17 protein-coding genes and 1 pseudogene are annotated in these 20182 nt (G+C 65.2%); 16 read left to right on the forward strand and 2 right to left on the reverse strand.

The features are described from left to right. From OKW41_RS06520 to OKW41_RS06565, 10 genes are all read left to right on the forward strand, one after another. Window positions 1-1515: an efflux transporter outer membrane subunit gene (locus tag OKW41_RS06520; protein WP_429571928.1), complete on the forward strand. Its 1515-nt coding sequence runs from the start codon at window positions 1-3 to the stop codon at window positions 1513-1515. Continuing rightward, window positions 1512-2792, forward strand: coding sequence for a paraquat-inducible protein A (locus tag OKW41_RS06525; protein WP_429571929.1), 1281 nt, complete (start codon window positions 1512-1514; stop codon window positions 2790-2792). The genes OKW41_RS06520 and OKW41_RS06525 overlap by 4 nt, the downstream gene beginning before the upstream one ends. After that, entirely contained in the window at window positions 2776-4389 is a 1614-nt protein-coding gene (locus OKW41_RS06530; protein ID WP_429571930.1) for an intermembrane transport protein PqiB, read from the forward strand. Before OKW41_RS06525 ends, OKW41_RS06530 begins: the two co-directional genes overlap by 17 nt. Continuing rightward, window positions 4386-4985 (forward strand): PqiC family protein, encoded by a 600-nt coding sequence (locus tag OKW41_RS06535; protein WP_429445598.1) that lies wholly within the window; start codon window positions 4386-4388, stop codon window positions 4983-4985. Before OKW41_RS06530 ends, OKW41_RS06535 begins: the two co-directional genes overlap by 4 nt. A gap of 178 nt (window positions 4986-5163) precedes the next feature. Continuing rightward, complete coding sequence (locus tag OKW41_RS06540) at window positions 5164-7500, forward strand: DUF3141 domain-containing protein (protein ID WP_429571931.1); 2337 nt, start codon at window positions 5164-5166, stop codon at window positions 7498-7500. After that, window positions 7481-8554, forward strand: a complete 1074-nt coding sequence (locus OKW41_RS06545; RefSeq protein WP_429573358.1) for a phosphate acetyltransferase — start codon at window positions 7481-7483, stop codon at window positions 8552-8554. Before OKW41_RS06540 ends, OKW41_RS06545 begins: the two co-directional genes overlap by 20 nt. Window positions 8555-8558: 4 nt before the next feature. After that, window positions 8559-9734, forward strand: coding sequence for an acetate/propionate family kinase (locus OKW41_RS06550; RefSeq protein WP_429571932.1), 1176 nt, complete (start codon window positions 8559-8561; stop codon window positions 9732-9734). A gap of 12 nt (window positions 9735-9746) precedes the next feature. After that, window positions 9747-10529, forward strand: a complete 783-nt coding sequence (gene fabI, locus OKW41_RS06555; RefSeq protein WP_429571933.1) for an enoyl-ACP reductase FabI — start codon at window positions 9747-9749, stop codon at window positions 10527-10529. Between the two features lie 20 nt (window positions 10530-10549). Further along, complete coding sequence (locus OKW41_RS06560; protein WP_184006824.1) at window positions 10550-10807, forward strand: RNA-binding protein; 258 nt, start codon at window positions 10550-10552, stop codon at window positions 10805-10807. Window positions 10808-10826: 19 nt separating this feature from the next. Continuing rightward, window positions 10827-11846 carry a hypothetical protein gene (locus tag OKW41_RS06565; protein WP_429571934.1) on the forward strand — a complete coding sequence of 340 codons (1020 nt, stop codon included), beginning with the start codon at window positions 10827-10829 and terminating at the stop codon, window positions 11844-11846. Between the two features lie 15 nt (window positions 11847-11861). Here OKW41_RS06565 and OKW41_RS06570 read toward each other — a convergent pair whose 3' ends face one another. Together OKW41_RS06570 and OKW41_RS06575 are read right to left on the reverse strand one after the other, a co-directional pair. Continuing rightward, a complete protein-coding gene (locus OKW41_RS06570; RefSeq protein ID WP_429571935.1) occupies window positions 11862-12452 on the reverse strand; it encodes a hypothetical protein in 591 nt (196 codons plus the stop codon). A 17-nt stretch (window positions 12453-12469) separates the two neighbouring features. Next, complete coding sequence (locus OKW41_RS06575; RefSeq protein ID WP_184006818.1) at window positions 12470-12943, reverse strand: glycine zipper family protein; 474 nt, start codon at window positions 12941-12943, stop codon at window positions 12470-12472. Window positions 12944-13291: 348 nt separating this feature from the next. Between OKW41_RS06575 and OKW41_RS06580 the strand changes: the two genes are divergently transcribed. The 6 genes and pseudogenes from OKW41_RS06580 to OKW41_RS06605 all read left to right on the forward strand — a co-directional run bounded on the left by OKW41_RS06580 (window position 13292) and on the right by OKW41_RS06605 (window position 20152). Beyond that, window positions 13292-14785 (forward strand): DUF3300 domain-containing protein, encoded by a 1494-nt coding sequence (locus tag OKW41_RS06580; protein WP_429571936.1) that lies wholly within the window; start codon window positions 13292-13294, stop codon window positions 14783-14785. Between the two features lie 9 nt (window positions 14786-14794). Next, the gene (locus tag OKW41_RS06585) at window positions 14795-15754 is read left to right on the forward strand and encodes a DUF2950 domain-containing protein (RefSeq protein WP_429571937.1); all 960 of its coding nucleotides are present in this window, start codon (window positions 14795-14797) and stop codon (window positions 15752-15754) included. An 82-nt stretch (window positions 15755-15836) separates the two neighbouring features. Continuing rightward, window positions 15837-17588, forward strand: a complete 1752-nt coding sequence (locus OKW41_RS06590) for a SulP family inorganic anion transporter (protein ID WP_429571938.1) — start codon at window positions 15837-15839, stop codon at window positions 17586-17588. 16 nt (window positions 17589-17604) lie between these two features. Further along, window positions 17605-18000: an RT0821/Lpp0805 family surface protein gene (locus tag OKW41_RS06595; protein WP_429445614.1), complete on the forward strand. Its 396-nt coding sequence runs from the start codon at window positions 17605-17607 to the stop codon at window positions 17998-18000. A 245-nt stretch (window positions 18001-18245) separates the two neighbouring features. Beyond that, window positions 18246-18416: pseudogene (locus tag OKW41_RS06600) on the forward strand (hypothetical protein); the annotation flags it as partial. Between the two features lie 83 nt (window positions 18417-18499). Continuing rightward, a complete protein-coding gene (locus OKW41_RS06605; protein ID WP_429571939.1) occupies window positions 18500-20152 on the forward strand; it encodes a bifunctional aspartate transaminase/aspartate 4-decarboxylase in 1653 nt (550 codons plus the stop codon). Window positions 20153-20182 lie beyond the last annotated feature (30 nt).

A 20182-nucleotide genomic window follows, 5' to 3' on the forward strand; every position in this document is an offset into this window, starting at 1 on the left:
ATGCACGGCACGGCACCGGCGCGTTTGCTCGCATCCGTCATGCTGCTCGCGCTGAGCGGATGCCTGCTAGGCCCCAACTATCAGCGCCCGGCGGTCGACGTGCCGGCCACTTATCGTTTCGCCCAGGGCGAGGCCGCGGGCATCGCCAACGCCGTGTGGTGGGAGCAGTTTCAGGACCCGGTGCTCGATCAGCTGATCGCCGCCGCGCTGCAGGACAATCGCGACGTGAAGATCGCGGCCGCGCGGGTCGACGAGTTTCGCGGGCAGTTCGTGACCACGCGCTCCGGGCTGTTCCCGCAGCTTTCGGCAGGGGCCGACGCGTCGCGTCAACGGGTCTCGCAGGACGAAGGCGTGCCGGTGCCGAAGGGCGTGAGCCCCGTCTACAACCAGTTCGACGCGACGCTGGCGGTGTCCTGGGAAGTCGATCTGTTCGGCAAGGTGCGCCGGCAAACCGAGGCGGCACGCGCGAATCTGCTCGCAAGCGAAGAGGGCCGCCACGCCACGATTCTGACGCTGGTGAGCTCGGTCGCGTCGGCCTACATCAATCTGCGCAGTCTGGACCGGCAGCTAGTGATCGCGAAGGAGACCGTGCAAAGCCGCGCGGAATCGGTGCGCGTGTTCGAGGCGCGCTTCCGCTACGGCGAGGTCTCGCAGATGGAACTCGCGCAAAGCCAGTCGGAGTATCAAGCCGCGCAAGTCACGATTCCGCAGCTCGAAGCGCAGATCGCCCAGCAGGAAGACGCGTTGTCCGTGTTGATCGGCAGGAATCCCGGCGCGATACTGCGCGGCCGTGAGCTGTCGCAGATGGGCACGCCGCCGATTCCCGAGGGGCTGCCGTCCGATCTGCTCGAACGCCGTCCCGACCTGCTGGAGGCCGAGCAGACGCTGGTCGCGCAAAATGCGCTGATCGGGGCGGCGCGCGCGCTGTACTTCCCGTCGATTTCGCTGACCGGGCTGTTCGGTTCGGTCAGCGCGCAGTTCTCGAATCTGTTCACCGGCCCGGCGCGCGTGTGGTCGTTTGCCGGTAGCGTCACGCAGCCGATCTTCACGGCGGGCAACATCACCGGCCAGGTGCACCAGGCCGAAGCGCGCCAGCAGGAATCGCTGTACTCGTACGAAAAGGCGATCCAGGTAGCGTTCCAGGAGGTCGAGGACGCGCTCATCTCCGTGCAGAAGACGCATCAGGCACTCGATGCGCAAAACCTCCAGGTCGAGGCGCTGCACACCTATGCGCACCTCGCGCGGCAGCGCTACGAAGGCGGCTATACGAGCTACATCGAAGTGCTCGATGCAGAGCGCAGCCTGTTCAACGCGCAACTGAACTATGCGCAAACTCAAGGCGCGGTGCTGACCTCGTACGTCACGCTCTACAAGGCGACGGGCGGTGGCTGGGTGGCCGAGGCGGAAAAACTGACGGCGCCGCCGCCCGCGCCGCAAAACTCGCCGGCGATCGCGCCGGTCTCGCAGAACGCGCCCGCGCCGGCTGGAACGTCGGGTGCAGTGGAGGCGAGATGACGGGCAACGAGCTGATGGCGTGCGAAGAGTGCGACCTGCTTCAGCTCGGCGCGCCGCCCGCCGCCGGCAATGCGTTGCGCTGCCAGCGTTGCCGCGCGGAGCTCAGGCGCGGACGCTCGAACGGGCCGGAGTATGCGCTCGCATTCTCGTGCGCGTCCGCGGTGCTGCTCGTGATTTCGAACGTGTTTCCGATCGTCGGTCTGTCGCTGAACGGCCATGTCGTGCAGACGACGCTCGCGGGTTCGGTGCGCATGCTGTACAGCCACGGCTCGTGGCCGCTCGCCTTGCTGGTCGGCCTTACGACGATCGTCACGCCGGTGCTGCAAACCGCGGCGATGCTGTGGCTGCTGCTGCCGCTGCGCTTCGGGCGCGTGCCGTGGCGGCCGGCCGAGTGCTTTCGTCTGTTTCAGCTCGCGCGGCCGTGGGGCATGACCGAGGTGCTGATCCTCGGCTTGCTGGTCGCGCTCGTCAAGCTCGCGCATATCGCCAAGGTGGTGCCGGGCACTGCGCTGTGGTCGTTCATCGCGCTAATGCTGCTGCTCGCGGCCGCGGCGGCGACGTTCGATCCGCGCGAGGTGTGGGCGCGCATCACGGCAGCGCGTGGCGCGCAGCCATGGCCATTACCGCCGATCCGCGCGCGCCGCGACGCCATCACGGCGTCTGCCTACGGGCTCGTGCTGTGCGAAGAATGCGGCCTGCTGCTCAAGCAGCCCAGCGGCGCGGTCAAGCACGTCTGTCCGCGCTGCAGGGCGCCGTTGCACCAGCGCAAGCCCGCGAGCCTGTCGCGCACGTGGGCGTATCTGGTGGCCGCGATGGTGCTCTACATCCCGGCCAACGTGCTGCCCGTGATGGACACGAGTTCGCTGTTCGGCACGCAGAAGGACACGATCCTGAGCGGCGTGGTGTATCTGTGGGTATCGGGCTCGTGGCCGCTCGCAGTGCTCGTATTCATCGCGAGCATCGTCGTGCCGATGCTGAAGATTCTCGGCATCGGGTATCTCGCGCTGTCGACCCAGCTTCGTTGGCAATGGCTGCCCGCGCAGCGCACGCGGATCTATCGCCTGATCGAGCTGATCGGTCGCTGGTCGATGCTCGACATCTACGTGATCACGATGCTGGTCGCGCTGGTGCAGTTCCAGGCGCTGGCGACGATCAAGGCGGGGCCGGCGGCGATCGCGTTCGGCGCGGTCGTCGTGCTGACCTTGCTCGCCGCGATGGCGTTCGATCCACGCCTGATGTGGGACGCTTTGGAGACCGAACGTGTCCACTCCGACTGAAGAGCCCGAGCTGCCCGCCGCGGAGCCGGTGCCGCGCTCGCGCTGGCGGATGCAACTGGTCTGGCTCGTGCCGATCGTGGCGATACTGATCGGCGGTTGGCTGGCGGTGAAGGCGGTGATGGAGCGCGGCGAGCAGATCAGCATCAGCTTCAAGACCGGTGACGGTCTCGAAGCGGGCAAGACGAAGCTCAAGTTCAAGGACGTCGATATCGGCGTGGTCGAAGCGGTTTCGCTGACGCCGGACCACAAGCGCGTGGTGGCCAAGGCCGAGGTGACGCGCGACGTGTCGGACCTGCTCGTCGACAACACGCGCTTCTGGGTCGTGCGTCCGCGCATTTCGGGCGGTACGGTGTCGGGGCTCGGCACGCTGCTGTCGGGCTCGTATATCGACGTCGACGTCGGCAATTCGCCAAAAGCGCGCCGCAGTTTCGTTGGCCTCGAGGAGCCTCCTGTGATCGCGAGCGACGTGCCGGGGCACGAGTACACGTTGCACGGCACGGAACTCGGCTCGCTCGACGTGGGTACGCCCGTGTTTTTCCGCAGAATTCAGGTGGGCCAGGTCGCGTCGTACCAGTTGGACCCGGACGGCCACGGCGTGACGGTGAAGGTGTTCGTCAACGAGCCGTATGACCGCTTCGTCAGAACCGACACGCGCTTCTGGCACGCCAGCGGTGTCGACATGGCGTTCGACAGCAGCGGCTTGCGCGTCGAAACGCAGTCGATCGTGTCGATCATCATCGGCGGGATCGCGTTCGAATCGCCGCCCGATTCGCGGGTAGAGACGAGCGCCGATACCAGCACCCGGTTCGAGCTGTACACCACGCGCGCCGACGCGATGAAGATGCACGATCGCATCGTCGTCAAATACGTGGTGGACTTCACGGATTCGGTGCGCGGTCTGGCAGTGGGCGCGCCCGTCGATTTCCGCGGCGTCGAGATCGGCGAAGTCACGGCGATCTACACGCGCTTTGACCCGCAGACGCGCCGCTTCAGCATTCCGGTCCAGATCAATATCTATCCGGAGCGGTTCACGTCGCGCTATCAGAACGACGGCGCCGGCGGACACCTCACCGACGACCCGCGCGCTCTCGCGAACTATCTGGTCGAGCACGGCTTCCGCTTCCAGTTGAGAAGCGGCAATCTGCTGACCGGCCAGCAGTATCTCGCGCTCGACTATTTCCCCGACGCGCCGAAGGCGTCGATCGACTGGAGCAAGACGCCGCCCGAAATGCCCGCGATTCCGCGCACGCTGCAATCGCTGCAGGAATCGGTCACGCGACTGCTCGCCAAGATCAACAACATACCGTTCGACGATATCGGCAAAGACGCGCGCTCGACGCTGCGCACCACCAACGCGATGCTCGGGCAGCTCAACACGCAGGTCGTGCCGAAAGCGCGCGACACGCTGCTGTCCGCGCAATCGACGCTCGATTCCGCGAATGCCGCGCTGCAGCCGGACTCGTCGCTGCAGCAATCCACGGAGGACGCAATGCGTGAATTGACTCGCACCGCTGCCTCGCTGCGCACGCTGGCCGACTATCTGGCGCAGCATCCGGAATCGCTCGTGCGCGGCAAGTCCGAGGACAAGAAGCCATGACAGATGCGATGGGCCGCTTCGCGGCCGGCCTGATGCTCGCGCTCGCCGGCGCTCTGCTCGGCGCCTGCAAGTCGCCGGCGACGAACTTCTACACGCTGAGCCCCGACGAGTCGTTGAGCAGCACCGGCGCGAGCCGGCCGATCGCGGCGGTGATCGGTCCGGTCACGATACCCGAGATCGTGGACCGGCCGCAGATCGTCACGCGGATCGCTAACAACGAGGTCGCGGTCAACGAATTCGACCGCTGGGCGCAGCCGCTCGGTGGCGACATCGGCCGCGTGATCGCGGCTGATCTCGGCGCGCTGCTGAACTCGCAGCAGATTTCGGTATTCGATGCGGTACGCGATCCGTCCGTCGTCTGGCGCGTGCGGATCGACGTGATGCGCTTCGAGTCCGTGCCGGGGCGCGACGTCACCGTCGACGTGCTGTGGGCCGTGCGGCCGCCCGGCAAGGTCCGCGCCGTCACCGGCCGCTCGGTCGCGCGCGAGAGCGTGTCCGGTCCCGGATTCGAGCCGATCATCGCCGCCCACGATCGCGCGCTCGCCTCGGTGAGCCGCGATATCGCCGCAGCGGTGCAGGCGAAACCCGATCAATGAGACGTCGCGCTGCGTCACGTCGACACGCGCCGCGCCCAAACCCGTGCGCTGCACCGGGTCGCGCGCATAATAAGACCTTGGTCCGATTGCTAGAGCTCTGGGTCAACTCCACGATTCAATCGATGCACGGCGCGTGCCTCGGCACCGATCGTGACGCGCACCTTTCAGGAGTCTCCCGATGGACGCTGAAACGTTGTTGTCACAAAGCCAGGACATTGCCTCGAAAATCACCCACGTGCTGCAGAAGCGCACGCAAATCGCCCAGCGGCATCTGAGTGAACGGGTCACCGAAACGCTGGGGCTCGATCACGATGGCGCGCCGATCGCAAGCGCGATGCCCGCGCCGTTCGATCCGCTCAGTGCGTGGCAATACACGGTAGATGCCGCGCAGCGCTCGCTGCTGTTCTGGGACACGCTGTACCGGCGCGGCAACGAGTTCGTCGAACGCAGCGTCAGCGGCCCCACGCCGGTGCTGCATTTCGAGTACGACATGGTGCTGGACGGCCGCAAGTTCGAGCGGCCGGTCAACTATGCGCTGCTGCAACTTCGTCCGCTCGAAGGCGTGGGCGTGGACGTGCGCAAACGTCCGTATCTGATCATCGATCCGCGCGCGGGGCACGGCCCCGGCATTGGCGGCTTCAAGGACGATTCGCAGGCGGGCATCGCGCTGCGCGCGGGCTATCCCGTCTACTTCGTGGTGTTCTTTCGCGACCCCGAGCCCGGTCAGACCCTGCTCGACGTGTGCAACGCCGAGCAGCTATTCGTGCGCAAGGTGCGCGCGCTGCATCCCGACAGTCCGAAGCCCGCGATCATCGGCAATTGCCAGGGCGGCTGGGCGGCCATGATGCTCGCCAGCTCCGACCCCGAGGAGACCGGCCCGATCGTCATCAACGGTGCGCCGATGTCTTACTGGAGCGCGGCCTGGAGCGAAGGCGAGGGCGACAACCCGATGCGTTACGCGGGCGGCATGCTGGGCGGCGCGTGGCTCGCGTCGTACGCGGCGGATCTCGGCAACGGCAAGTTCGACGGCGCGTATCTGGTGGAGAACTTCGAGAACCTGAATCCCGCCAACACGTTCTGGGACAAGTACTACCACCTGTTCTCGAACGTCGATACCGAGCCGCCACGCTTTCTGGAATTCGAGCGCTGGTGGGGCAGCTACTACCTGATGAATCGCGAGGAGATCGAATGGATCACGCGCAACCTGTTCGTCGGCAACAAGCTGTGGTCGGGCGGAGTGACGAACAGCAGCGGCCAGGCTTTCGATCTGCGTGAAATCCGCTCGCCGATCATCCTGTTCGCGTCGATGGGGGACAACATCACGCCGCCTCAACAGGCGTTCAACTGGGTGGCGGACCTGTACGGCAGCACCGAGGAGATCAAGGCGCGCGGCCAGGTGATCGTCGGTCTGACGCACCAGAACATCGGGCATCTGGGCATTTTCGTGTCCGGGAAAGTCGCGAAGAAAGAGCACAAGCAGATCATGTCCGTGCTCGAGACCATCGAAACCTTTCCGCCGGGACTCTACGGCATGACCATCAACGAGGCCAGGAACGCGGCCGGAGAGATCGAATACGAAGTCGAATTTCATGAGCGGCGGCTCGAGGAGATTTCCGCGCATTACAACCGCTTCGGCCGCATCGACGAAAAGCCGTTCGAAGCGGTCGCCGCGGTGTCCAATCTGAATCAGCGCATGTATGAACTGCTCGCGCAGCCGCTCGTGCAGGCGATGTCGAACGAAACGAGCGCCCGCCTGCTGCGCCAGTTTCATCCGCTGCGCTGGCAGCGCTGGGCCGTTTCCGCGATGAACCCGTGGCTCGGCTGGCTGCCGGCGGCCGCGCAATCGGTCCGTGAGAATCGCCAGCGGGCCGCCGCCGATAACCCGTGGAGCAAGCTCGAACACAACGGCTCGCAAATGATCAGCGCGTCGCTGGAGTATTACCGCGCGATGCGCGACGCGGCGACCGAGGCCAGCTTCTTCAGCGTGTACGCGAATCTGTATGCGACGTATCTGAGCAAGCCGGCCGCCGATGGCGTGGCCGCGCAAGCCGGTGCGGTCGATCCGCGCGAGCTGCCGTTCGTGCGCACGGCGTTGCAGGCGATCGGCGACGGCGGCTACACGGAGGCACTCGCGCGCGCGGCCTATCTGTTGTCGCGCAAGGGCGGGTCATTGCCGCTCGCGCGCCTGGAGATGCGCAAGGAGATCGCCGAAAGTTACGCGGAGTACCTGCCCGACATCAGCCCCGATCACTGGCGGCGGATCCGGGGCGAGCAGGAAATCATCGTCAGCTTCGAACCGGACGAGGCGATAGCCACGCTGCCGAAGCTGCTTTCCCACAGCGAGGACCGCGAGCGCTTTCTACAACTGCTCGACAAGCTGGCGAGCGACGAGCGCGTGTTGAACACCGCGCCCGACGCCGCGCAAAAGGAGGCGTTCGAACGCATCCGCGCGGTGCTGGATTCGCGCGTGAGCCGCAAGCGCAACGCACGTTTGCCTGACTCCGCTCGCACGTGAGCAACCGGCGCGATGCGCGGCACGACGCAAGTGTGGCGGAACCGTGTGCACGGCGCCCGTCAGCATGGCGTGCCACGCGTCACGAATCCAACGCACCGTACACACGAGGAATACGCCGATGGAAAAGCACGCGAAGTATCAACGTCTGATCGATTTCTGCCGGACGCTGCCGGCGATGCCGACAGCGGTCGCGCATCCGTGCGACCACAGTTCGCTGAATGGCGCGGTCGAAGCAGCCGGGATGGGACTGATGGCGCCGCTGCTGGTCGGGCCGCGCGCGCGCATCGAAGCGATTGCCGCCGAACACGGCATCGACATTTCGAACTTCACGATCGTCGATGCGCCGCATAGCCATGCCGCCGCGGCAGCAGCCGTGCAACTGGTGCGCGAAGGCAAGGCGGAGGCCCTGATGAAAGGCAGCCTGCATACGGACGAGCTGATGGCCGAGGTGATTCGCCGTGACACCGGCCTGCGCACCGAGCGGCGCATCAGCCATTGCTTCGTGATGGACGTGCCCGGGTACGAGAACGCGCTGATCATCACCGACGCCGCGATCAACATCTTGCCGACGCTCGAAGAGAAGGTCGACATCCTGCAGAACGCGATCGATCTCGGGCACGCGCTGAAATTTGACGAAGTCCGCGTGGCGATCCTGTCCGCGACCGAGAGCGTCAATCCGAAAATTCCATCGACGGTGGAAGCGGCGGCGCTGTGCAAGATGGTGGACCGCGGGCAGATCACCGGCGGGCTCGTCGACGGTCCGCTCGCACTCGACAACGCGATCAGCATCGAAGCCATGCGCATCAAGCAGATCGAGTCGCGGGTGGCCGGTCGCGCCAATGTATTGATGGTGCCGGACCTCGAGGCGGGCAACATGCTCGCGAAAAGCCTGTCGTTTCTCGCCGGCGCGGACGCGGCGGGCATCGTGCTCGGCGCGCGCGTGCCGATCATTCTGACGAGCCGCGCGGATTCGCTGTCGACGCGTCTCGCGTCGTGCGCGGTCGCCGCGTTGGTGGCCAAGGCACGGCGCGAGGCCGGCAAGGTGATCGGGTGACGTCATGGCGGATGTGATCCTCGTATTGAACGCAGGTTCGTCGAGCCTCAAGTTCAGCGCCTTCGACGCGCAACAAGCGCAACTCGAGCTCATTTTGCGCGGTCAGATCGAAGCGCTCTACACGAGCCCGCGTTTTCGCGTGACGGACCGCGACGGTAATGCCAGCTCGCACGAATGGGGCGATGGCCATCGGCTCGGCCATCAGGGCGCGATCGAATATCTGGGCGGTTTTTTGCGCGACCACGGCGGCGGCAATCAACTGAAGGCGGTCGGGCATCGCGTCGTGCACGGCGGGCAGCGCTTTACCGGCCCCGTCCTCGCGACCTCCGAGGTGATCGACCAGCTGGACAGCCTGAGCCCGCTCGCGCCGCTGCATCAGCCGCATAACCTGACCCCGATCCGCATCCTCGCGCAGCTGCGTCCCGACCTTCCACAGGTCGCGTGCTTCGACACCACGTTTCATCGCACGCAGACCGAGACCGCGCAGGCCTATGCGCTGCCCCCCTCGATTACCGACCACGGCGTGCGGCGCTACGGTTTTCACGGGCTCTCGTACGAATACATTGCGAGCGTGCTGCCGGAGATCGCGCCGGCCGCGGCGGCGGGGCGCACCGTCGTCGCGCATCTGGGCAACGGCGCGAGCATGTGCGCGATGGTAGCGGGCAAGAGCGTGGCGAGCACGATGGGCTTCACGGCGGTGGAAGGCCTGCCGATGGGCACGCGTTGCGGCAGCCTCGACCCCGGCGTAATGCTCTATCTGCTCGACGAGCTGAAGATGGATACGCAGTCGATCGCGGACCTCATTTACAAGGGCTCGGGGCTGCTCGGCATGTCGGGCATCTCGGGGGACATGCGCGTGCTGCTCGACAGCAACGACCCGCGTGCCCGCTTTGCGATCGACGTCTACATCTACCGCATCGGGCGCGAACTCGGCAGTCTCGCCGCGGCGATGCAAGGTCTCGACGCACTGGTGCTGACGGCCGGCATCGGCGAGCACGCCGTCGCGATCCGCGAGCGCATCGTGAGCGATGCCGCGTGGCTCGGCGCCGAACTCGACGAAGCGGCCAATCGGGCGGGCGGCCCGCTGATCACCCGCGCCTCGAGCAGGCTGCCGGTCTGGGTCGTGCCCACCAACGAGGAACTGATGATCGCCCGCCATACGCGCGCTGTCGCCCCATAGAGGAGTTTCACCATGTCTGTCGAGCAACCGCGTTTGATTCTGCGAGGAGCGAAGGCCCTCGTGACCGGCGTCGCCAACGAGCATTCGATTGCGTACGGATGCGCGAAGGCGTTTCACGACCTCGGCGCGAGCGTTGCGCTCACCTATGCCAACGCCAAGGCGGCTCCTTATGTGGAACCGATCGCCAAAGCACTCGATGCCGAGATCTTCATGCCGCTCGACGTAACGGGCGAGGACGAAATGGAGGCCGTGTTCGACCGGATCGAGAAGACATGGGGAAGCCTCGATATTCTCGTTCACGCCGTTGCATGGGCGCCGAAAGCGGATCTGCAGGGCGGCTTGCTGCAATCGTCGCGCGAGGGCTTCCTGAGCGCGATGGACATCTCCTGCCATTCGTTCGTGCGGATGGCGCGCCTTGCCGCGCCGCTAATGAAAGACGGCGGCACCATGCTGACGATGAGCTATTACGGCGCAAACAAGGTCGTGCCGAACTACAACCTGATGGGCCCCGTCAAGGCGGCGCTCGAAGCCTGCGCGCGCTATCTGGCGTTCGAGCTGGGACCGAGGGGCATCCGCGTGCACGCGATTTCTCCCGGGCCGCTGCAGACCCGCGCCGCTTCGGGCCTGAAGGATTTCGAGCTGCTGCTCAACCAGGCGGTGCAGCGCGCGCCGCTCGGCGAACTCGTCGACATCATGGATGTCGGCTATACCTGTGCGTTTCTGGCCACGCCGTATGCCCGGCGGGTGTCCGGTTCCACCTTGTATATCGACGGCGGATTGAACATCGTGGCCTAGTATCTGGAGGAGTAAGCATCATGGCTGAACTGTTTCTTGGAAACGTCGAGGAAAGCGTCTCCGACGAAGAGATCGGCGAGTTTCTGATTCGCTACGGGTTCCCGCGCTTCAGCTCGATCCAGCGGGTGCACGGCACGGGCTCGCGGCCAGGCGCGGTGGTCGTCTTCGACGACGTGCCCACGGACGGGCTGCGCATACTGCAAAACCGCGTCCATAACCTGTTCTGGAAGAACCACACGATCGTCGCGCAGTTGCTGCCGGAGCGCGACGAATCGTGACGGGCGACGGGAGCCGGGCATGGGTCTGCTGTCGCGGTGGCTGACCAGGCGCACCGCTTCCGAAGAGAGCGACGATCAGCAGACGAAGGAAATCGTCGAGCGGATCGTCGGGCTCTGTCCGTCGTTGCGGCTCGCGCGCAATTATGCGTCGCGCCTGCGGCCCGCCGTGCAACACACGACCGCCTATCTGCTCCGGCTCGCCGATGAAGTGCCGCCGACGCGCGAAGCGAACGCGGCGGCGTGGGCGACAGACCCGTATATCCACGCCTTTTTCGCCACACCCGACGACGTCTGCCCGGTCTTCAACCGCTCACACGAGCTGAACACGTTCTTTAGCGACCATCCCGCTGCCGATCAGGTATTCGCGGTGCTCGGCATGGCCATGGACGAGCGGCGTATTTTCGGCGTCGGGCAACACGGCGAGACGACGCAAACCGATCTCGCGCAGACGACCATCAACTTCAGCGATCACCAGGTGCGCGTGTGCGAAGAATCCGAAGCCGCGTTGCGGCGCCAAATCGTGTTGCGGATCGTCGATCAGCTCGTGCTCGAAGCCCTCGGCAAGATCGAGGCCGACACCTCGCGGCAGGACGAATTGCAACGCGAAAGGGCGCTGCTGAAAACGCGCCTGACGATTCTCGAACGGCAAGGGGCGGGCGTGCGCTCGCTGCTTGGTAGCGACGCGACGTCGAATTACGCGGAAGTGGCGAAGCTGCAGGCGCAGATCGAAGAGAACGATCAGGCTCTGGCGCAGTTGGGCCTGAAGACAGAGGCGCTGGAGCGGCATCTCGACGTGATGTGCGGTGTACTGGGGGCGCCGGATGCGCATTTCTACGTGCGCAAAAGCATGTACCGGCTCGACCGGATGAACGTCGTCCTGGAAGAGGGAGATACGCGGCCCGCGCACGAAATCGAGTTTCGCCTTGCGCGTCTGCCGGCGAGTCCCAATGCGATACGGGTTTTCTCGACGGTGCGTTTTCGACGCGCGGACTTTACGCCTCCCCTCAGCGGCCTCGCGCAAGCGCACCGCCTGATCTGACGCGAGCCATGCCCGCTATTTGCCGGCGACCGGCTCCACGGAGATGGCCACGGCCTCGGTATAGACCGCTTGCATCTGGTCGCCTTTTTTGATCCGCTTGAGCTGTTCGGGATCCTGCACGATCAGATCCACCGTATTGCCTTGCGGGCCTTTCAGCGTGACCACGCCGCTCTGGTGATTGACCGCGATGACGTTAGCCATGATCGTGACTTCGCGCGAGGCCGAGCCGCCGGGTTTCGCGCCCGCCGGTGTGCGATCGAGCGTCTGCGTTTCGTTGGCGGTCAGCGGCGCGTTGCCTTTTTTCAGCATGATGGTCAGAGCCTGCGAATACTCGGCCTTGACCACGTCGCCGACCTTGATCTGATCGAAGTTGCGCGCTTCCTCTCCGACCACGACCTGCACGACCTTGCCCTTCGGGTCCTTGAGCAAGACGGTGCGCGTTGCCGGCTCGATGCCGACGACCGTCGCGGTCGTTTTGACCGTGCCCGACACGGTGACTTTGCCGGGCTCGCTCTTGACCGTGACTTGTGGTGACTCCGTCTGAGCGAACCCCGTATTCGCGAGACACACGAGCGCCCCCGCGATGATCAGTTTGCGGTTAATCATGCTGCTCTCCTTCGCGATCAATTGACCGTGTAACCCCGCCCTGACATGCAGGCGGCGAAAGCGCGATTGAACGTGTCCATCGAGCCCTGCGTTTGCGACTGCGATTGTGCCGCGGCCGCGCGCCGGTTCTGCCGCGCGCGCGACCCGCCGACCATCGTGCCGGTCGCCGCGCCGATCGCCGCGCCCTTGCCGGCGTCGCCCGCAATCGCGCCGATGACCGCGCCGCCCGCCGCGCCGCGCGCGGCGCCCTGCACGCGCTCGCCGCCTCCCACCGCGGGGCCGGAAGGCGGGGGCGGGGCATTGGCGACCATGGTCGGGTCGATGCCAGTATTGCTCTTCGCCCACGAATAGCAGGCGCCTTCGTCCTGCTGCTGTTGCTGCGGGCTTTGCCCTTTGGCCGGATAGGCAATCGGCCTCGATTGCGCCAGGCCTTCCAGCGATAGCGACGCGCTCAACGCGGCGATAACGGCATATTTCGTAGACTTGTTCACGACAGCTCCTTGCGTGGGCACACGCGGGTGCGAGTCGCCGGCTGCCTGTTTGCTCAGGCGTGAGGGCGCAACCGGCACCCGTGAATGGGAATTCTGGTGGGACCGGTTGCCGCGCGGTGGATGCGCAGCAATGGCAGGTTCGCTTTCATCATGGTGTCGCGGGCCTGTCGCGCGCAATCGGACCAAGGTCGTATTTGCAATATCGTCCATGGTTTCCAAACTGTATCCATGCAACAGGTGCAGGTCGTTTTCATTGCTTCGGACAACTGTCTGTCAAAGATCATGGCCGTGGACTGCCGCCTGGCCATGCAGCCCGGGGCCGCTGACGAAGCGCAAGGGGAAGCATCGATGGACCGCGATTCGCGTGCTCGTACACGCATCATCCCGTTTGCAACGGCGCTCGACAGGCGCTGGCGCATGCCGGCGCTCGACGACGAGGCGAAGCGCGCGCGACGCGTCAGCCATGTACTGGGTGCCGCGCTTCTGGCGTGCTGCGGCGCGTTCTCCACTGCGGTGTCGCTGGCGCAGGCGCCGGCCGCGAACGCCCCGGCGAACGCGGCCCCGAACGCACCCGTTTCCGCGGCGACGCTCGACAAGCTCGTCGGACCGATCGCGCTATATCCGGACGACCTGATCGCGATCATTCTTCCGGCCTCAACCTATCCCGTGGAAGTCGTGCAGGCCGATCGCTTTCTCGATCAGTACAAAAACAACAAGTCGCTGAAGCTCAACGACGCGTGGCACGATCCGGTGAAGGCGCTGCTGAATTACCCCGACATCGTCAAGAACATGAGCACCGATCTCGACTGGACGATCGATCTCGGCGAGGCCGTCGTTGCCGATCAGGGCTCGGTGCTCGAAGCGATTCAGCGCTTCCGGCGGCAAACGCAGTCGGCGGGGCATCTGAAATCCGACGACAAGCAGGTCGTGGTCGTCGAGAAGGAAGTGATCAAGATCCAGCCGGCCGATCCGCAGGTGATCTACGTGCCGCAGTACAACCCGCAGACCATCGTGGTGGCCAGTGCGCCCGTGACCTACGCCTACGCGCCCACGCCATATCCGGCCTACTACTATCCGTACGCGCCCGGCGCCGCGCTCGCGACGGGGCTGATCTGGGGCGCGGCGATTACCGCCGCCTGGAACGGCGGGCACTATGAAACGAATTACGGAGGCGGCGGCAACAACAACATCAACATCAACCGCGAAAGAAACGTCGAGCGCGGCGATAGAAACGTCGAGCGGGGCGATAGAAACGTCGAGCGCGGCAATATCAACACGGGCGACATCAACCGCGGCGGTGGTCGCGGGCAGGGAGGGGGCACCTCCGCGTGGACCTCGGACAAGAAGCCGGGCCAGGTCAGCGGTATCTCGGATCGCTCGGCGCGCACGCAACGGGTCGGCGATCCGCCGTCGCGCGGCGGCGGCGCGGGTGCAGGCGCGGGCGGTGGGTTGGCGGGCGGCAACCGCGGCGGCGCGGGCGGCGGCGCAAACTATGCAGGTGGCGGCGCGGGTGGCGGCGCCGGCGCAAACTTCGCAGGCGGCGGTGCTGGCGCGCAAGGGCGGCCGCAGCCGTCCCAGCGTCCGACGGCGTCGGCGGGCACGCGAGACGTGAGTCAGCGCGCGGCGCCTGCGGGCGGCGGCGATGCGTTCAGCGGCTACGGCTCGGCGCGCGACGCGCAAGCCAATAGCGCGCGCGGCGCGGCGAGCCGCCAATCGACGCGTGGCGGCGGATACTCCGGTGGCGGCGGTGGTGGCGGATTTTCCGGCGGTGGCGGTGGTGGATTCTCGCCGCGGGCGGGCGGTGGCGGTGGCGGTGGCGGCCGCGGCGGCGGACGGCGATAAGGAGCAGCCATGAGCGGGCAAAGCATCACCGGAAAGCGCGCACGCGACGATTCGCGGCGACGTGTGGCCAGATCGCGCCGGCTGTGCGCGATGGTGCTCGCGCTGTCGGTTCCGTTGGCCGCGCTCGCCGCGGGGCAGCGCACTTTCGCCACCCCGGAAGACGCGGTCGCCGCGCTGTCCAGCGCACTAAAGACCGACGACGAAGCGTCGCTCGTGGCGATCTTCGGCGAAGCGCACAAGAGCCTCGTGGTATCGCCGGATCAGGCGGAGAACGAGGCGAACTGGGCCAAGGCGAGCAAGGAGCTCGAGGCCTATCACGTGCTCGACGACAGGGGACCGAACCGGCGGATTCTGCTGGTCGGCGACGAGGCGTGGCCGATGCCGATACCGATCGTCAAAGCGGACGGCACCTGGCGCTTCGCCACCGAGCAGGGCGAAGAAGAACTGATCAATCGACGGATCGGCGCCAACGAACTCGAAGCGATCAAGGTGCTGCACGCTTATATCGACGCGCAGCGTCAATACGCGTCGCGCGACCGGAACCACGACGGCCTGCTCGAATACGCGCAGAAGCTGGCCAGCACACCCGGCAAGCAGGACGGTCTCTACTGGCACTCCGACGAAAACAGCGCCGAAGAAGAGAGTCCGTTCGGCCCGCTCGTCGCCGCGAGTTCCGAATATCTGAAAGGCCACGCGGCGGGCGATCCTTACCGGGGCTACCATTTCCACATCCTGACGCGGCAGGGCAAGAACGCGCCGGGCGGCGCGTTCAGCTACGTGATCAACGGCCACATGATCGCCGGTTTCGCGATGGTCGCTTATCCGGCGCAGTACGGCACGAGCGGCGTGATGACCTTCGTGGTCAGCAACAACGGCGTCATCTACCAGAAGGACCGTGGCGCGCACGCGCCGCCTGTGACCGAATTCAATCCGGATCACACGTGGCAGCGCGTCAAGGATTCGCTCTGAGCCGCTCCGGGTTGGCTGAGGCGATGGCCGTACAGCGCCCCCGTGCTTCCGTCAGGTCCGCTTCCGTACTCGAGGCGCCAAGTTGAACCATCCACCCAGCGTCACCGGCCGCGCGTCTTCCACGCCACCCGCGCGCGGGTGGCGCTCCGCGTTTCCTCCCGCGCAGTGGCTGCGAAGCTATCAGCCTCGATGGCTCGCGAAGGACGCGGTCGCCGGCGTGACGCTCGCGGCTTATGGCATTCCGGTATCGCTCGCCTATGCGTCGCTCGCGGGCTTGCCGCCGCAATACGGCATCTACGGCTATCTGGTCGGCGGCCTCTGTTATGCGCTGTTCGGCTCGTCGCGCCAGCTCGCGATCGGCCCGACCTCGGCGATCTCGATGCTCGTCGGCATGACGCTCGTGCCGATGGCCGGGGGCGACCCGTCGCGCTGGGCTTCGATCGCGGCGCTCACGTCCGTGCTGATCGCGTGCATGTGCATGATCGGCTGGCTGCTGCGCTTGAGTTCGCTCGTCAGCTTCATCAGCGAGACGATCCTGCTCGGCTTCAAGGCGGGCGCCGCGCTGACGATCGCGATGACCCAGCTGCCGAAGCTGTTCGGGGTGAAAGGCGGCGGCGAATTCTTCTTCGAACGGATCGCCGTGCTGTGGGGGCAGCTTCCGCTGACCAACCTCGGCGTGCTCGGTTTCGGCCTCGTTTGCATCGCGTTGCTGCTGCTCGGCGAAAAGTTTTTGCCGGGGCGTCCGGTGGCGCTCGCCGTCGTCGCTGCCTCGATCGTCGTGTTGTCCGTCACGCCGCTGGCCAGCCGCGGCTTCACGCTCGTGGGCGCGCTGCCTCAGGGCTTGCCTGAATTCCGTCTGCCCGCGCTGCGGCTGCGCGATGTCGACGGCATCGTTCCGCTCGCGTTCGCGTGCCTGTTGCTGGCATACGTCGAGAGCGTTTCGGCCGCGCGCGCGCTCGCGCAGGCACATGGTTACGAGATCGACGCCCGCCAGGAATTGCTGGGTCTTGGCGCAGCCAATCTGGCCACGGGATTGTTCCAGGCCTTCCCGGTCGCGGGAGGGCTTTCGCAATCGTCGGTGAACGACAAGGCCGGCGCGAAAAGCGCGCTTGCGCTGGTATTCGCGTCGCTCGCGATCGGCTTCTGTCTGATGTTCCTCACCGGACTGCTCGCGAATCTGCCCAACGTCGTGCTGGCAGCGATCGTGCTCGTGGCCGTGAAGGGCCTCGTCGACGTCGGCGAACTGCGTCATGTGTGGCGCGTGAGCCGCTTCGAATTCGCGATTTCGATGGTGGCTCTCGCGGCGGTGCTGTTGTTGGGCATCCTGAAGGGCGTCATCGTCGCGGTGCTCGTGTCGATGCTGCTGATCATCCGCCGCGCCGCGCATCCGCACGTCGCGATGCTCGGGCGTATTCCCGGCACGCGCTATTTCTCGGATCTCGAACGTCATGCCGAGAACGAGACGATTGCGCATGTGCTGGCGGTGCGTGTCGAGGCGTCGTTGCTGTACTTCAACGTCGAGCACGTGCGCGAGACGATCTGGCGCATGATCCACACCGCACCCGAACCGGTCCGGCTCGTGATTTGCGATCTGTCCGCATCGGCGGTCGTCGATCTGGCGGGCGCGCGCATGCTCGAAGCGATGCACGGCGCGCTGAAGGCCGCGGGCGCCGCGATGAAGGTCGTCGGCGCGCACGCGGACGTGCGCGACATGCTGCGCGCCGAGGGGCTCGAAGTTCGTGTCGGCCATATCGGCCGGCGCGGTTCGGTGGCGGACGTCGTCGACGCGTTCCAGCAAAACGGCGATCTCGCGGACGACGCGGGGCGCAGATGAAATCGAGGAGATACCCATGTCATGCCAATTTCGTCCCGGCGCGCGTGCGCTCACGCGGTGGCTCGCGGCGGCGCTGCTAGCCGGCCCCGTTTTGGGTCATGCATCGAACCTGAACTTTCTGAAAGACACGCCCATTACGTACATGCGCGACGCCGACCGTAAAGCGCTCAACAATGCGGCGCAAAAGGCACTCGACACAAAAAAGGATGGCGAATCGCTCGACTGGAGCAATGCGGGGACCGGCAATCCCGTTTCGATCACGGGCACGGTGACGCCGCGGGATACGACGAAGGAAGGCGATCGAACCTGCCGGACCGCGACGCTCGTCGCGGTCGCGAAAGGGCAGACCCAGAGCTGGACGCCGGTCGCCTGCAAGACTGGCAATGGGCCGTGGAAGGTTCTCAAGAAATAAGGACGCGCGCGTAATCAGTGCGTAAATTTTCGTGAGACCAAGGTCGTATTGTTTTGCCTCGCCGGAAGAACCATTGTATTCACCGGAAGAGACGTATTCACCGGAAGAGACGTATTCACCGGAAGAGACGTATTCACCGGAAGAGACGTATTCACCGGAAGAGACGTATTCACCGGAAGAGACCGATTCCGGAGGTCGACTGACCTCTGAAGAAAACCGGGCGGCCGCTACCCATTTACGACACACCCGCTCTCACGTCGGTGTGCGCGGGCTCGAGAACGACGACCGCGGCGCTCGGCACGGTCTGCGATGCCGCGCAAAGCCAGGTCCCAGGACTCGGCTATACCGTGACCTACGCGGTGGGCAATACGCTGCTGACGATCTGGGGCATGGTCGTCGTGATGATGCTGGCTTGACCCCCGGGGCGTCGCTGCCGGCGATGCTCTATCGGCGAACTGCGCGCGGAACACGGCGCGCAAAACATGGTTCAGGAGGAGACATGAGCAAGCGGGACAAGCAGGACGCCGACAAGGCGAAGCTGGCGGCACTCAGTCCGTTCGAACTGAAAGACGAGTTGATCAAGGCGGCGGGCGGCGGTGCGGTCGAGCGGCCCGCGAACCTTGCGATGCTCAACGCCGGACGCGGCAATCCCAACTTCGTCGCGACGATCCCGCGCCACGGGTTCTGGCAACTCGGCCTCTTTGCGATGCGCGAATCCGAGCGCTCGTTTGCCTATATGCCCGAAGGCGTCGGCGGCTTTCCGAAGCGTGACGGGCTCGTCGAGAGGTTGGACCTGTTCCTGCGCGAGAACAAGGGCGTGCCGGGCATCGCCTTTCTCGCGAGCGCCGTCTCGTACGTGCGCGATCAGCTCGGGTTGTCCGCGAGCGACTTTCTGTACGAGATGTGCGAGGGCATTCTCGCGTCGAACTACCCGGTGCCCGACCGGATGCTGAAGCTGTCGGAAATCATCGTCGGGCAGTATTTGCGCCGCGAGATGGTCGGCAAGCATCCGTTCATCGGCGAGTTCGATATTTTCGCGGTCGAAGGCGGCACCGCCGCGATGACCTACATCTTCAACACGATGCGCCAGAACCACCTGATCAAGGCGGGCGATACGATCGCGCTTGGCATGCCGATCTTCACCCCCTACATCGAGATCCCGGCGCTGAACGACTACCAGCTCAAAGTCGTCGAGGTGAATGCCGACGTCGAAAATAACTGGCAGTACTCGAAGAAGGAACTCGACAAGCTGCGCGACCCGGCCGTGAAGGCGTTTTTCCTCGTCAATCCGAGCAATCCGCCTTCGGTGCGGATCAGCGACGAGAGCCTTGAGTATGTCGCCAAAATCGTGAAGGAGCGGCCCGATCTGATCCTGCTCACCGACGACGTGTATGGCACGTTCGCCGACGGTTTCGTGTCGCTATTCGCGCTGGCGCCGAAGAACACGATTCTCGTGTATTCGTATTCGAAGTACTTCGGCGCGACCGGCTGGCGTCTCGGCACGATCGCCACGCACCGCGACAATATCTTCGATCGGCTGATCGCCGAGTTGCCGAAGGACGTGAAGAAGGAACTGCATCACCGTTACGAGTCGATCACGACGGAGCCCGACAAGCTCAAGTTCATCGATCGGCTCGTGGCCGATAGCCGCAGCGTGGCGCTCAATCACACCGCAGGGCTCTCGACGCCGCAGCAGGTGCAGATGGTGCTGTTTTCGCTGTTCTCGCTGATGGATACGCCGGACGCGTACAAGAATGCGCTGAAGCGTCTGATTCGCAGCCGTAAGCGCGCTCTGTACGACGGGATGGGCGTTACGTTCGACGACATCGACATCAACCAGGTCGACTACTACACAATTCTGGACATGGAATATCTTGGCGAGCGCGCGTACGGACGCGATTTCGTCGAGTGGCTGCTGAAGAATACGGAGCCGTCCGAGCTGCTGTTCAGACTCGCGCGGGAAGCGCGCGTGGTCTTGCTGCCGGGACGCGGATTCGGCACGCAGCATCCGTCCGGCCGCGTATCGCTCGCGAATCTGAACGAGTCGGACTACCGCGCGATCGGCCAGGCGATCCGCGCACTGCTCGGCGATTACGTCGAACGCTACAACGCGGCGACCGGCAGCACCCTCGACAAGAACAAAGTCCTGTAGATCTCGAACCGGAGCCAGCCGGGCAATCAC

The sequence above is a fragment of the Paraburkholderia sp. UCT70 genome, assembly GCF_050434085.1.
Taxonomy (GTDB): domain Bacteria; phylum Pseudomonadota; class Gammaproteobacteria; order Burkholderiales; family Burkholderiaceae; genus Paraburkholderia; species Paraburkholderia tuberum.